Origin of the sequence: Acidaminococcus fermentans, assembly GCF_009696675.1 — a bacterium.
GTDB lineage: Bacteria > Bacillota > Negativicutes > Acidaminococcales > Acidaminococcaceae > Acidaminococcus.
On the sequence record NZ_VULN01000008.1, the window covers coordinates 47,477 to 61,443 of the forward strand.

The window sequence follows — 13,967 nt, forward strand, 5'->3', positions numbered from 1 at the left end:
CTTCACCAGTAGTAGGACAACTGCGTCATCGTTAAGTACCGATTTTCCAAAAAAAATCCGGCCGCTTTTTTCACGGCCGGATTTCCTACCTACTTAGCGATAGTCTTTAAGACGGTCCTGCAACAATGCAAAGAGCTTGTGCTTGCGCTTATTCACCGCTTTCTGGCTCAGCCCGACTGACTCCCCGACCGCCGCTTCGCTGAAGCCGTCGGCAATCATCGTCAGGATGGTCCGGTCGATGTCTTGCAGTGCAGCCAGTTCTCGCCGGAGAGCCATCAACCGTTCTTTCTTCAGAATTGACTCCTCTAAATCAAAGTCGTCGGGTACTTCCAGCTCGTAGTCATCCCGCACTTTGTCCGCCGATACTTCATCGGCACCATGCCGCTGCTGGCGCTTATCTTCCCGCCAGAGCGGACGCATGTATTCACGATACTGTTCTTCAGTTGCCGGAATCAGGACAGTACGAACCTTACGGCAGCCGATTTTTGACCAGCGGACTTCACAGTCCTTGTATTCCTCGGTGATGACGGTTTCTGGAGTGCGTTCCAGAGGAATGTAGTATTGCTTCTGTTTGTTTGTCTGTAGATTGGCCATGCGCGATCTCCTTCGCATAATGCGAAGCGAGAATCCACGCAGGCAGCCTGTCGAAATTGACCATAAGATGCATCCTCGCTTCTATGGCCAACCATCCCAGTAGGCTGACGTGATTAACTTTCCAGACCGTCTCTCGGCTCTGGGCACACCCGCGTCCGGGAGTGAACGTTGAGACGGAAATTTCATTCAAATGTCTTTATAAGCTCATCTATTTCCCCAAGGTATGATAAAATATAAGTAATTCATGGTGTTTCCTTGGTTGTCCAGATGCTTGCTCATTGGTTCTGCCTTAATTCTAGCAATTCCCTCTCGTCAAAAATCGGACTGGATGGACAGCCTCGGACAATTTCGGACAGCATCAATCGGTTAAAGGGAGGTATATGATTTGAACTTTTCAGAATTTGCAACCGGGTTGTTTCCTTTTTGCTCTGGTCACCTAGGCAAAGAACAATACTTTAATGAAATTATTGGAAATTTTATTCAGGATTCCGCCATGGATTCATGTCCGATTCTTGAGAAGAAGCCTGACACTAAATATCGTTATTTAAGCGGCAAACGTGTTATTCCACTTAAAGAGGCTAAATACATTTATAATCATCGTGATAAGAAAAAATTTTCCCAATGGATTGCAACTCAAACCGATGAATTTGATTCATATGACGGTGTAGTAGGCTGGTTAAAAAGCAATGGTATAAATGATACTTATGCAGACGATGCTTGTGCCGATTTATTCGAGCAGATTTTATGTGATATTGTTTCTTCATCAAAAAATAAGCGCTCTCTTAAACCACCAATATCAAAGCTATTATCAGGCAGAGACTTAGAGCATCTTGATAAATTTATGAACGATTTTAACGAAATTCTGAAATTTTGTATTAGCACAGATCCTACAATTGAACCTATGCCACTTGAACTTCCAACACAATTCGATATGTTATATGAAATGTGGAAATATAGAGATACCGATTTTAAAAATGCGAAGCTCAATTCACTAAAATATGATATTATTAATAATCTCTACGATTATTTTTCTTATTGGGGACTTTTGATGTCATATGATACAGTTAGCGGCTATTGTGTATATAAAAAGCCACTTTATCCAAGAAGTGAAGAAGTTAAAAAATCCCATCAAAAAAAGATGCTTGCTTTTAGAAAGATATTTGCTAATTTGCATGAAAATCTATGTGAATTCGTTAATAATGCCGATTTGCCGATACAATAAAAAAAGAGCTATCTACATGACCTTTCAGTCAATATAGATAGCTCCATTTTACAGCTCCGCATAAAACACATCGGGCTATTGAGGTAACTTCTACTTTATCTTAGTAAGCTTATATCTTTTGCTGCATCCACCTGGGATACAACATCTTCCCAAGGGATCTGCACAAGTTTTCTTTGACTAGTCTTAATTTCGAGTATGACTTTATCTCCTTCAACGATAGCATCAAAAACTCGTTGTCCATTAAGAGTTGTATCGTGCAAATTTCTAATCTGTTTCCTAATTTTCACCATATACACTGCCTCCTCTTTTAAAATGGAATTTCTTCATCAAACTGTTGTGGCGGATCATCCTCATTTTCACCTTTCATGAAAGAATCAATGATATACCTGAATTCCTGCTTTACTTTTGGATGCTTTGTATTTTCAGCCACTGCTGCATAAAGGTTGTTAATGAACTCTGCCAGTTTGGAATCGCCATGATCACTGCACAGATATTGCGGTTCTTGTCCCGGTATGCTCATCCATATCTCTTTTGCAAAGACCTCCGAGTCATTGGTACGATACACACTCTTAGAAATATTCATGAGGTGCAAGTAGGCTCCATTCTTTAACCTCAATTCGAAACAATCCCCATGAATCGAAGTATGAACACCGAACGAATTTGAAACAAATACGACTCTTGAAACCTCTTCCGGGTACTCGCTCTCTCCCTCTTCATAGAAACGATGAAAATCAAATAATGGATGATTTGTAATACCATTCTGATCCGTTTCCATGTTGTTTAAACTTTCTGCCGAAACTCTTTCCCAGGCTAACAAATCATGAACTGTATCATGTTCCAACTTTTTCAAAAATGATATTAAATATCGTTCCGTCGGTGTGAGCGAAGATATATCCACTTTCAAAAGAGTATCGATACTAACATGGAGTACTTTTGCTATATTCATAATGAAATCAATACCTGGCCGACTTCCACCGTCCTTGCTAGTTCTAGATATATATCCGGCGCTGACACCTGCATCACTTTCAACCTCACCAATTTTCCGGTTCTCACTTTTTATTAAGAAGTCAACATTGTCAAACAGTACCTTAGGATTGAACTGTTCCGTCATATCTATCATTCCTCCTTTGATTATATGTAAATAATATCATGTTTTTACCTATACGTCAATATTTTAAAAAAGTTGATTTATAGGCCAATTATTCCGCAGTTCTGGTATCTTATTGAACTTAAGGATTTTCCCAGCGGTCATCCTTTACGGCAGTAACGATAAAAAGCTATCGTTACTGCCGTATTCTTATTGCCGTCTTTTTCTTCGCCTTTGCCTTAAGGCCACTCCCCTATTTCCAGGCACAAAAAAAGCCGGCCATCTGCCGACGTTTGCCAAGCCCCCGCTATATATGGACTTTTCCACTATGCACACCGTCCCCAATATTGTATCAATCCCAAGCATCTTTGCTCACAGATTACATCTTCCGGGTTGGGCGTCACCAGGTCCACCATCATACGGATGATATGCCGGGGCGTACGGAACTGACCATTGGTCCCGGCAGTAGCGATTTTGGACAACAGGTATTCATAGAGATCTCCCCGGATATCGCTGTCCTTCCAATCGATTTCGTCCATGGCCGTAACAATCTGTTCCAACAGTTGGGGTGTGGGAATCTTGAAAATGGCATCGGCCATGTATTTGGAATAGGCACTTTCTTCATCCCCGTGAAGTCCCTTGATAAAAGGAAATACCTGTTCCTGGACAATTTTATACATTTCTTCAGCAGGATAGTTTTTAAATTGGGACCACCGGCACAGCTGATGAGTTTCATCGAAGATACTGTTATAAGGAATTCCCAGCATCAGGCTGCTGGAACTTTTTTCGTTGTCCACCACATCCAGTTCCCGGATGAACATCAGGTACGTAATCTGTTCGATCACATCCAGCGGATTGGTAATTCCACCGGTCCAAAACATTTGCCAAAGACGGTCTACTTTATTTTTCAGTTCACCAGTAATCACAGCCAGCACCCCTTGTACGGATTATTCATTCAAGCAAAGCATCATGAAGCCATTATATCATACTTTTCAGTTTTCCTCTTCTCAAGGAAGCAGGTCATTTGTGTCAACAGGTTCTCGTTGAAACCTTTATCACAGTATAGTTATCCATTCATATCCGAAAGTGAAGCGTGCTGCATGACCTCCGGCCAAACCCATCCACCGTCCTGTGGACGGTCCCCCTTCCCTTTCAGGGAAGGACTTCAACGTGGTATGCCTGCTTATGCCCCCATGGTATGTAGAGCTTTGTCTTTTTGATCTTTTTTTCTCTTATTAAACTATATTATATTAATCTATACTATACTAATCTATGCCGCCATCTGACGGACATCCTGGATACCCGTTGGTATGCCATTGGTTGCCCGGGGAAACGGACCCCCGTGCAGGCGGGCGGCTCTGGCGATATTTTGCCTTCGGCAAAAATCTTGAACCGCCCCTACGGCGGTGGGCGTGGCATAGGATGAAAATCGGACCGCACGACTGTACCGGCTGGCACCAACGCAACTGTCTTTACATCCTTGCCCTTCCATGTAAACTGTGGGATAATTAATAGAGTGAAAAAAAGAAGCAAAACAGCACTGGAAACAAGGAGATGGCACTATGGTAGCAGCAGACTGTATGGGAAAGTACATTCTCCAGCACTTGGAGGAGGCACTGGAAAACCACTGGGTCCAGGTGTATTATCAGCCGGTGATCCGTACCCTTACAGGGGATCTGTGCGGTCTGGAGGCCCTGGCCCGATGGGTGGACCCCCAGTCGGGAATCCTTTCCCCGGCCACCTTCATCCCGGTGCTGGAAGAGGCCCGGCAGATCCACCGGCTGGATGCTTATATGCTGGAAGAAGTGTGCCGCACCATCCGCCAGCGGCTGGATGCCAACCTTCCCATCATCCCGGTTTCCTTCAACCTGTCCCGGTATGATTTCTCCAGCCTGGATGTTTTTTCCCTGGTGGAAGATACCCGGCAGAAATACAACATTCCCCGGGATTTCCTCCATGTGGAGATTACGGAAAGCGTCCTGGCCCAGAATGCGGGAGAGGTGCATCAGGAAGTGGACCGGCTCCGGGCTGAAGGCTACGAGGTGTGGCTGGATGATTTCGGCAGCGGCTTCTCTTCTCTCAACATCCTGAAGGACTTCCAGCTGGATCTGATCAAGCTGGACATGGGCTTCCTCCGGAATTTTACGGAAAAGTCCCGGACCATTGTTTCTTCAGCCATTACCATGGCCAAGCGTCTGAGGCTCAAGACCCTGGTGGAAGGGGTGGAAACCCGGGAACAGGCGGACTTTTTGGCCTCCATCGGCTGCGGACGGCAGCAGGGCTTCTACTATGGAAAGCCCCAGCCTCTGAAGGATACCCTGGCTTTGATGGAACAGGAAAAACGGGTGGTGGAACCCCGGAAGTGGTGCCACTATTATGACCGGGCCAGCGGCGAAATCCACGAAACGAACAGTCCCCTGGCTCTTTTTGGCATGGATGAAAAAGGGGCCATCCGTTATCTTTATACCAATGGGGCTTATGACAATGCCATCCGCCACATGGGCTATACCCTCCAGGAGATCCAATACAATCTGAATCATCCGGAAAACAGGGATGCCCTCCGCACCTACCTGTTCTGTGTGGAACGGTCCCGGACCACGCACCGACCGGAATCCTATGTCTACATCGACGGCGGAGATTACGTGCTGGTCCGGCTCCAGGTGGTCTGTGAGATGAACGGCCATCTGCTGATCACCACCACCCTCACCAACGTTTCCCAAAGCAACGCCCAGATCCGCCAGAACAAAATGGATGCCAATCTCCGGTATCTGTACAGCATGTTCGATGATGTGAACCTGGTGGATTTGAAAAAAAATACCATTGAGATGCTTTATGCCAACAACAACTCCAGCCATGTGTCCAGTCCCCGGAAGTTCCAGGATATCCGGACGGCCTTGAAGGATTTTGCCCGGAAGAGGATATTCGAGGAAGACCAGGCGACTTATCTGGCCTTCACGGACCCGGACACCGTGCTGGCCCGCATCCAGAAAAGCCCCACCGGAAGGATTTCCCAGCTGTTCCGGTGCCGGAACAGCACGGGCAACTACACCTGGCGGGAATGTATGGCCATCCAGCTGACCCATGGGGACAGTTCCCAGATCAAATATTTCTGGAAGGACCGGAACCGCCGTTTTCGGGGGGCCAGCCAGGCCTTTCTGGACCATTACGGCTTCCAGTCTGAAAAAGAGATTATCGGGAAAACCGATGAGGACATGAACTGGCACCGGGATAATATCCCCTACCGACAGGATGAACTGGATGTCCTGCAAAAGGGAATCACTGTTAAAGACGTGCCGGGAGAATGTATCGTAAAAGGCCAGCTCCATCCCATTACCTGCAGCAAATGGCCCCTGTACTGGAACGGGCAGATCATCGGGCTTATGGGATATTTTCTGGATATGGAGAAACTGAACCGAAAGCTGCGTCACGAACTCCCCACACCCTATGATGATGTAATATCCGGTCTGCGGAACCGGCAGGGATTCCTGGAAGACCTGATCCACTGCCAGGAAGATACAGAAGGAGAGGCCCGCCTCTATTGTCTGATTTTACTGGAAAGCTGTTTTGACAACTATCTGAAAAAAAGCTACGAACCGGCTCTGCTCCAGGATCTGATCCGGAAAGAGGCTCAGATTATCCAGAACCTGGCTGGCAAAGATTCCGCCATTTCCCGGCTCTACAATTCCACCTTTGCCATTATCCGCCGGGAAGCCAACCCGGAAGAATCGGAAGCCCTGGCCCGGAAGATCCAGAAACGGCTCCAGGCCATCCACCAGGTCAACGGGAACCCGGTAACGGTAACTTTCCGCTGGAGCATCGTCCATTCCACCGATCCTCTGCTGAAGAAAAAAATCGGTCCCAGCCAGATCTATCGGCTGGTGCTGAAGAAGTTGAGGGAAGAATAAAAGGGACTGCTGCACGCAACGTGCAGCAGTCCCTTTTATTCTTCCACCACTTCCGCCTTGAACACCATAATGGTATCCGCATCGCTGCAGCAGAACTCGGCGGTGCCTTTAGGCTGGCCGGGGATCTGGCCTCCGTACCGGAGAATGTCGATGTAGGGAAAGGCACAATGCATGGCCATGGGGCAGATTTTGCCCCGGTCTTCGTCGAAATCGAAGACCTCCCCCACATGATGGCCCCGGTGGCAGCCCATCTTCCCCCGCCGGTCGGTAACGGTGATCCGGATCTTCGGTCTGCGTCCAGCCATGGCTTTCTCCCTATTCCAGGGTCAGCAGCAGAGCCATTTTAAAGGGCTTTTCTGCCTTCACCCAATGGAGCCCGTTTTTGGCGAACCGGAACTGTTCCCCCGCTTTCAGTGTATGGGCCTTTCCTTCGTAACCGATGATCCCTTCCCCGTCCAGGGCAAAGATCAGGGCATCCCCGGGGGCCGCATGTTCACTGAGACCGGTGCCGGCGTCAAAAGCCATGACCACGAATTTCATCTTTTCATTGTGGACCACATCCATATTCACGATCCGGCCTTCCTGATAGGGCAGCAATTCTGCCAGTTTGAATGCTTTGCCTGCTTCCACTGCTTTGTTCATGATATCCTCCTTCTGAATCTCTACTTCCACATACACCGTATCCACTTCTGCGCTCATGCCCACAGGGACTCCTGTAGGAGTCAGGATGCTCTGACCCGGTTCCAGCACCGTGCCTGCCAGGGCTCCGGTGAGCTGGAGCCGGCCTTCCTGGACCAGGAGCAGTTTGTAATAGGGATAGATCTCCCCGCTGATGTCCGTCCCAGCCCCCAGAGAAAAGACCCACACCGGGTTCCGTCCTCCGGCGATCTGCTGGGAAACCGTGCACCCGGCCACCGGCTGATGGGTCCGGCCCAGAGAAAACACCTGTCCCGCCGTCAGTTTCATGGGTACCACCTGCTTTCCTTTTGTTGGTTGTATTGTAACATGGGAAAAAGGGAAAGTACGTTGGTGAGACAACGGAAAAGGGGTGTTGCACGTTATGTTCAACACCCCCCTTTTTTATTCCTCCCCCTCCGGCAGCTTCTGGAAGAACTTCCGGATCAGCACAACTGCCAGGAGGAAGCCGCAGAAATCGGAAACGCTCTGGCTCCATTCCAGGCCGGTGATCCCCAGAGCCCTGGGCAGCACCAGCAGAGTGGGAATCAGGAACAGACCGCTGCGTCCGGCGGCCACCAGCATGGCTCCGGCGGTTTTCCGGGTGGTCTGGAGACACATGTTGGTTAAAATGGTGAGAGGCACCAGGAAGAAGGTAAGGGCCTGGCACCGTAAGGTACGGGACCCGATGGCAATCACCAGGGGATCATCCCGGAACTGTTCCAGAATGGGTACCGCCCACACAATGGCAGCGGCAGCGGCTATGAGAGCGAACAGGGTGCCGCTTTTCACCGCAAACCAGAAGCCTTCCCGGAGCCGGCGGTACTTTTTGGCTCCGTAGCTGAACCCGCACACCGGCTGGAAACCCTGGCCGAAGCCGATGATCACGGAGGCCGCAAAGAAACTGAGCCGGGTGACGATGGACATAGCCGCAATAGCTGCATCCCCGAAGGCCCCGGCCGCCACATTGAGGAAAATGGTGGACAGGCTCTGGGTGCCCTGGCGGATCAGGGACGGAGCCCCGCCGGCGATGATTTCCTTCAGGATGGGCCAGGATGGATGCATGTTCTTCAGCCGGATGGGGATGTTGGCCCCCTGCCGGGTCATGAAAAGGAGGATGCAGAAACTGACAAACTGGCTGAGGATGGTGGCATAGGCTGCCCCGGCCACCCCCAGATGGAACTGGAAGATAAAGAGAGGATCCAGGAACACGTTGAGGAATCCTCCGATGGTGATCCCCACCATGGCAAAGGCGGCGCTGCCCTGGAACCGGAGATGGTTGTTCATCACCAGGCTGGACATCATTACGGGCGCCCCCACCAGGATCACGCTCATGTACTGGACTGCATAGGGCAGGATGGTAGGGGTGGAACCGATAAGGGTAGCCAGCTGGGGAGCGAACAGGTTCCCCACCACTGCAATCAGAAGGCCGCAGAGAAACACGTACAGGAAGCTGGTGGAAGCCATGGTTTCCGCCTCCGGCCGGCGTCTGGCCCCCAGGAGCCGGGAGATGCTGTTGCCGGAGCCGATGCCGAAAAAGAAGGCAATGGCATGGATGATGGCCATGGTGGCAAAGGTGACCCCCACCGCTGCAGTGGAGGCGGTATCGATTTTGCTGACGAAATAAGTGTCCGCCATATTGTAGAAGCTGGTGCACATCATGCTGATAATGGAGGGCAGGGCCAGGGAAGCAATCAAAGGCTTCACCGGGGCCTCCAGCATCTTCTGGTACTTTCTGGCTTCTTTGGAAGGCTGAGGTGCTGTATCTGACATAAGAAAACCGCCAATCTGTCCGGACTGGGCTGGACAAGTATTTTTTCTATTATACCATAAAGGAGCTGTTGCATGAGCAACAGCTCCTTGTCAATGGTCAATTGTCAATGGCCGATGGAGGCTCTTATTTCCCCAGGGCATCTGCCTGGATGATGGCGGCATAGAGCTGATCTTCGGTTACGTCGGCCACCATGTTGTGGATGCTTTCTCCGGGCACACAGGCAGCTCTGGCAATCTGCCGGATCTGTTCATCGGTGGTGATGCCCAGTTCGGCCAGGGTGGTGGGCAGGCCTACTTCTTTGCAGAAGCCCTGGACATCCCGGAATTCATCCTCTTCCACCCCTTCCAGCACCAGCTGGACCAGGGTACCGAAAGCCACACAGTTTCCGTGAGGAGCGCTGTGACCGCCCAGGGAGGTGATCCCGTTGTAGAAGGAATGGGCACAGGCCAGCCCGCCGTTGTCCGCCCCCACCCCGGACAGGTACACATTGGTCTCGATGATGGCATCCAGGGCCGGGGTCACCACCTGGTGTTCCACGGCGGTTTTGGCCTGGGCCCCGTAGTTCCGGAGGTTTTCGTAGCACAGTTCACACAGGGCCATGGCGGACCGGGTGATCCCGCCGTTTTCCAGGCTGGGCGCATCGGTCCGATAGCAGGCCCGGGCTTCAAAATAGGTCCCCAGGGCATCCCCCATGCCGGCCACCAGGAACTTCACCGGTGCATGGGCGATGATATAACTATCCACCAGCACCCCGTCCGGATTGTTGGGATAGAACAGGTAGCTGTTGAAGGAACCGTCGTCGTTATAAATCACGGACAGCCCGGTGCAGGGAGCATCAGTGGCTACCACTGTGGGAATGATCACCACCCGTTTTCCTTCGTAATGAGCCGTGGCTTTGGCGGTATCGATGGCGGACCCGCCGCCGACCCCTACCACCACATCGATGTTTTCCGCCCGGACCATTTTCCGGAACTTGTCGATTTCCCCTACACTGGAGATGCCTCCGAACACTTCGTAGTGCCGGTGGGTATCGCTGGTGCCGAAGCTTTCTTCCAGTTTGTTATGGCAGGTCCGGTGGCCGCTCCGGCTGCAGATGAACAGCCAGTTCTTCCCCAGATCCTTGAAATAATCGTAGAATTCCTTCAGGGCTCCACTCCCCTGTACATATTTCAGCGGTGCACGCATGAGACGCAGTCTTGCCATAGTGAGTTCCTCCTTTGTACTGAAAATCTCTCTCAACCAGAGAAATCGTGTCCTTTGGAGACAGATTTTTGTTTATTGTATTATACCATAAAAGATAAGTTTTTAACAATAATTATTGATTCTTTAAAAGATAAACAAAACGGTTTTCTATAAGTTTTATGCCTTGCGTGTTTTTTCCAAAAATTCAGTAGGCGAACGTTCCAAAATATGTTACAATAGTTTTACAGAGTTTTTACATTTTTACAAAGTCTTTATAAAGGAGGAAGATTTGTATGAAACTCAAAAAGTGGCTGGCTGCGTCCGCCATCTGTGCCCTGGCCCTGGCTGTTGGTGCCTGCGGGGGCAAGAAAGCTCAGAAAGCGTCCGGTGAATGGAAACCCAACAAGGACATCAAGGTCATTGTAGCCTACAAGGCAGGGTCCGGCACGGATACCGGTGCCCGGGTACTCTGCAAGGATGCGGAAAAATTCGTAGGCAAGACCCTGATCATCGAAAACAAACCCGGCGCTGACGGAAAGATCGGCTGGACGGAACTGTCAAAAGCCAAACCGGACGGCTACACCATCGGCTTCATCAACCTGCCCACCTACACCACCCTGGCTCTGGCCAAGAATGCTTCCTTCGATGACAAGAGCATCGTTCCCATCTGCAACCATCTGAAGGAAACCGGGGTTGTGGTAGTCCGGAAGGACAGCCAGTTCAACAGCCTGAAAGATCTGGTGGAATATGCCAAAGCCCATCCGGGCGAACTGAAGGCTTCCACCAACGGGGTACAGGCTTCCAACCACACGGCAGCCCAGCTGCTGTCCACCACCGCCAAGTTCAAATACAATGCGGTGCCTTACGGCGGTACTGCTGACCAGCTGCTGGCCCTGCGCCAGGGCGAAGTGGACTTCTCCTGCGCCAAACTGGGGGATGTGGAACCTCTGATCCGGGGCAGCAACGCAGCCCTGAAACTGTTGGGCGTATTCTCTGAAAAACGCCTGGACAACTACAAAGATGTGCCCACCCTGGGTGAACTGGGCTACTACAACAAGTGGTACGGCTCCGCCCGTGCTCTGGTGGCTCCCAAAGGCACTCCGGAAAACATCATCAAATTCTATGAAAATGCCTTTAAGATGACCATGACCGATGAACAGACCATCCGTGACCACAAGAACGCCGGTCTGGAACTCCACTACATGGACAGCAAGGAACTGGGCAAACTGATCCAGGAACAGATGACCTTCTGCAAAGACGTGGTCAGCAAACTGTACCAGGACGCCTGAATGACACAAGCGGAATAAATCGGGGGCTGCCAGGGTGCAGCCCCTCTTTTGAGGGGAAACCATTATGAAAAAATCGGAACTCAGTGTAGTGATCTTCATGCTGGGATTCTGTGCCTTCTTCTTTTACGAGACACTGCAACTGCCTCCGGCGGCACAGAGCTATCCCAAATTCGTCATCGGCCTGTTGGCCGTGCTGACTCTCATGCAGCTGGTGAAGATGGCCTGCAGCTGCCACGGCCATTTCACCATTGTCAACGATCTGCCGGAAGTGTGGACCCATTTCCTGCCCAGGCAGTTCTTCACCTTCCTGATTGCCTCCATCCTTTTCTTTGTGCTGATGGTGCTGATCGGATTTTATCCTTCTGCTATTTTATATCTCCTGTTCATGCTGCACTTTTTCCACATTGAAAAGAAGTATATGGCCATCACCCTGGTGGTGCTCATGGCCCTGATCTATATTGTCTTCAGCGAATTCCTGTCCGTGCCTCTGCCGGACGGCCTGCTGCTGGAAGAACTGCTCTAGGAAAGGGAGGATGAAAGAATGGAAAATCAATACGCATTGATGGCCATGGGGTTCATCAACGCCCTTTCGCCTATAAATATCGTCATTATGATCGCCAGCGTGACCATGGGGATCGTCATCGGGTGCATGCCCGGGCTTTCGGCGGCCATGGGGGTGGCCCTGCTGCTGCCCCTGACCTTTGGGATGGAACCTTCCGCCGGGCTGATCATGCTGGGAGGCATCTACTGCGGGGCCATTTTCGGGGGCTCCATTTCCGCCATCCTGATCCACACCCCCGGTACACCGGCATCGGCGGCCACAGCCATCGACGGGTATGCCATGACTTTAAAGGGCAAGGCCGGGAAAGCCCTGGCCACTGCCTGTATCGCTTCTTTCTGGGGCGGACTGTTAAGCTGCATTTCCTTGTATTTCTTTGCTCCCATGCTGGCCAAACTGGCCATGGAATTCGGCAGTCCGGAATACTTCTGGCTGAGCCTCTTCGGCCTCACCATCATCGCCGGGATCAACACGGATTCCATGATCCTGGGGCTCATGTCCGGGGCCTTCGGGCTGGTTCTCTCCACCATCGGCATGGACCCCATGCAGGGGGTAGAACGGTTCATGTTCGGCCAGGATTCTCTCTATAACGGCATCAACATCACCTGTGCCCTGATTGGTCTCTTTTCCATGAGCCAGGCCTTTATCCTGGCGGAAAAAGCCATTGTGAAACGGGCCAAAGCCGCCAAGTTCAGTGACCGGATCATGCTGACCCTGAAGGAAATGAAACAGATCACCCCCACGGTGCTCCGGAGCTGGATCATCGGGAACATCATCGGCATCCTGCCCGGAGCCGGGGCTTCCATTGCCTGTTTTTTAGGCTACAACGAAGCCAAACGGTTCTCCAAACATCCGGAAGAATTCGGCAAGGGCTCCATTGAAGGGATTGCCGGGTCGGAAGCGGCCAACAACGCAGTAACCGGCGGTTCCCTGATTCCCACACTGACTCTGGGGATTCCCGGGGAAAGCGTTACCGCCGTGCTTATGGGCGGGCTGATCATCCACGGGCTCCAGCCGGGACCGGAACTCTTTACAAAGTATGCTCCCATGACGTATACTTTCTTTGGCGGATTCGTGGTCATCCAGTTCTTCATGCTGCTGATCGGCCTTTTGGGCTGCCGTCTGTTCGCCAAGATTGCCCGGGTGTCCGATGCCATCCTGATTCCCAGCATCTTCGTGCTGTGCGTGGTGGGTTCTTTTGCCATCAACAACAGTGCCTTTGATGTGAAGGTGATGTTTGTGTTCGGGGTCATCGGGTATCTCATGCGGAAATGCAACATGAACACCGCTGCGGTTGTGCTGGCTCTGATTTTGGGGCCTTTGGGCGAAAAAGGACTGCGCCGGAGCCTGAGCCTTTCCGGCGGGGATACCAGCATCCTGCTGTCCACCAACATCTGCAAGATCCTGCTGGCCCTGTGCCTGCTGTCCCTGCTCTCTCCCTTTGTGATGAAGTTCTTCAAGAAGGAAAAGAAAGCGGACGAAGCGGCCCTCGCGGCAGAAGACAAGGAAATAGACGAAGCAGACAAAAAATAATAAACGGAATGGAACAAGTGCCTTCTCACATCAAAAGACCCCTTGCGATGGAAGACGGACGGATTAAAGGGGGTGCTGCGCTGCAGCACCCCCTGTCAATTCTCAACGGTAAAAGGAAGGAACCCGGCAGCGGGTTCCAGTAAATGG

Annotated in this window: 12 protein-coding genes and 1 pseudogene; 5 read left to right on the forward strand and 8 right to left on the reverse strand. The window is 51.1% G+C overall.

Features of this window, described 5'->3' with window-relative positions:
• Positions 1-93: 93 nt before the first annotated feature.
• Positions 94-594 carry an RNA polymerase sigma factor gene (locus tag FX155_RS06610; RefSeq protein WP_154488158.1) on the reverse strand — a complete coding sequence of 167 codons (501 nt, stop codon included), beginning with the start codon at positions 592-594 and terminating at the stop codon, positions 94-96.
• 385 nt (positions 595-979) lie between these two features.
• Here FX155_RS06610 and FX155_RS11410 point away from each other — a divergent pair, with 385 nt between their 5' ends.
• On the forward strand, positions 980-1,816 hold the full coding sequence (locus FX155_RS11410; RefSeq protein ID WP_179286733.1) for a hypothetical protein: 837 nt from the start codon (positions 980-982) through the stop codon (positions 1,814-1,816).
• 95 nt (positions 1,817-1,911) lie between these two features.
• Here the strand turns inward: FX155_RS11410 and FX155_RS06620 are convergent, their stop codons facing one another.
• The 3 genes and pseudogenes from FX155_RS06620 to FX155_RS06630 form a co-directional block, all read right to left on the reverse strand.
• Positions 1,912-2,106, reverse strand: coding sequence for a hypothetical protein (locus FX155_RS06620; RefSeq protein ID WP_095340931.1), 195 nt, complete (start codon positions 2,104-2,106; stop codon positions 1,912-1,914).
• Positions 2,107-2,123: 17 nt separating this feature from the next.
• Positions 2,124-2,927 (reverse strand): helix-turn-helix domain-containing protein, encoded by an 804-nt coding sequence (locus tag FX155_RS06625; protein ID WP_095340932.1) that lies wholly within the window; start codon positions 2,925-2,927, stop codon positions 2,124-2,126.
• Positions 2,928-3,274: 347 nt separating this feature from the next.
• A pseudogene (locus FX155_RS06630) lies at positions 3,275-3,829 on the reverse strand (type I restriction-modification system subunit M N-terminal domain-containing protein); the annotation flags it as partial.
• Positions 3,830-4,483: 654 nt separating this feature from the next.
• Here FX155_RS06630 and FX155_RS06635 point away from each other — a divergent pair.
• On the forward strand, positions 4,484-6,808 hold the full coding sequence (locus tag FX155_RS06635; RefSeq protein WP_229778473.1) for an EAL domain-containing protein: 2,325 nt from the start codon (positions 4,484-4,486) through the stop codon (positions 6,806-6,808).
• Between the two features lie 35 nt (positions 6,809-6,843).
• Here the strand turns inward: FX155_RS06635 and FX155_RS06640 are convergent, their stop codons facing one another.
• The 4 genes from FX155_RS06640 to FX155_RS06655 all read right to left on the reverse strand — a co-directional run bounded on the left by FX155_RS06640 (position 6,844) and on the right by FX155_RS06655 (position 10,460).
• Positions 6,844-7,113 (reverse strand): TIGR04076 family protein, encoded by a 270-nt coding sequence (locus FX155_RS06640; protein WP_022487793.1) that lies wholly within the window; start codon positions 7,111-7,113, stop codon positions 6,844-6,846.
• Positions 7,114-7,123: 10 nt separating this feature from the next.
• Complete coding sequence (locus FX155_RS06645; protein WP_022487792.1) at positions 7,124-7,774, reverse strand: cupin domain-containing protein; 651 nt, start codon at positions 7,772-7,774, stop codon at positions 7,124-7,126.
• 114 nt (positions 7,775-7,888) lie between these two features.
• A complete protein-coding gene (locus FX155_RS06650) occupies positions 7,889-9,256 on the reverse strand; it encodes an MATE family efflux transporter (protein WP_229778474.1) in 1,368 nt (455 codons plus the stop codon).
• Between the two features lie 124 nt (positions 9,257-9,380).
• Positions 9,381-10,460, reverse strand: a complete 1,080-nt coding sequence (locus tag FX155_RS06655; RefSeq protein WP_154488160.1) for a glycerol dehydrogenase — start codon at positions 10,458-10,460, stop codon at positions 9,381-9,383.
• A 272-nt stretch (positions 10,461-10,732) separates the two neighbouring features.
• Here FX155_RS06655 and FX155_RS06660 point away from each other — a divergent pair, with 272 nt between their 5' ends.
• The 3 genes from FX155_RS06660 (at position 10,733) to FX155_RS06670 (ending at position 13,820) form a co-directional block, all read left to right on the forward strand.
• Entirely contained in the window at positions 10,733-11,728 is a 996-nt protein-coding gene (locus FX155_RS06660) for a Bug family tripartite tricarboxylate transporter substrate binding protein (protein ID WP_022487788.1), read from the forward strand.
• A 64-nt stretch (positions 11,729-11,792) separates the two neighbouring features.
• Positions 11,793-12,251, forward strand: coding sequence for a tripartite tricarboxylate transporter TctB family protein (locus FX155_RS06665; RefSeq protein ID WP_022487787.1), 459 nt, complete (start codon positions 11,793-11,795; stop codon positions 12,249-12,251).
• A gap of 18 nt (positions 12,252-12,269) precedes the next feature.
• Complete coding sequence (locus FX155_RS06670; protein WP_022487786.1) at positions 12,270-13,820, forward strand: tripartite tricarboxylate transporter permease; 1,551 nt, start codon at positions 12,270-12,272, stop codon at positions 13,818-13,820.
• Positions 13,821-13,967: the final 147 nt, after the last annotated feature.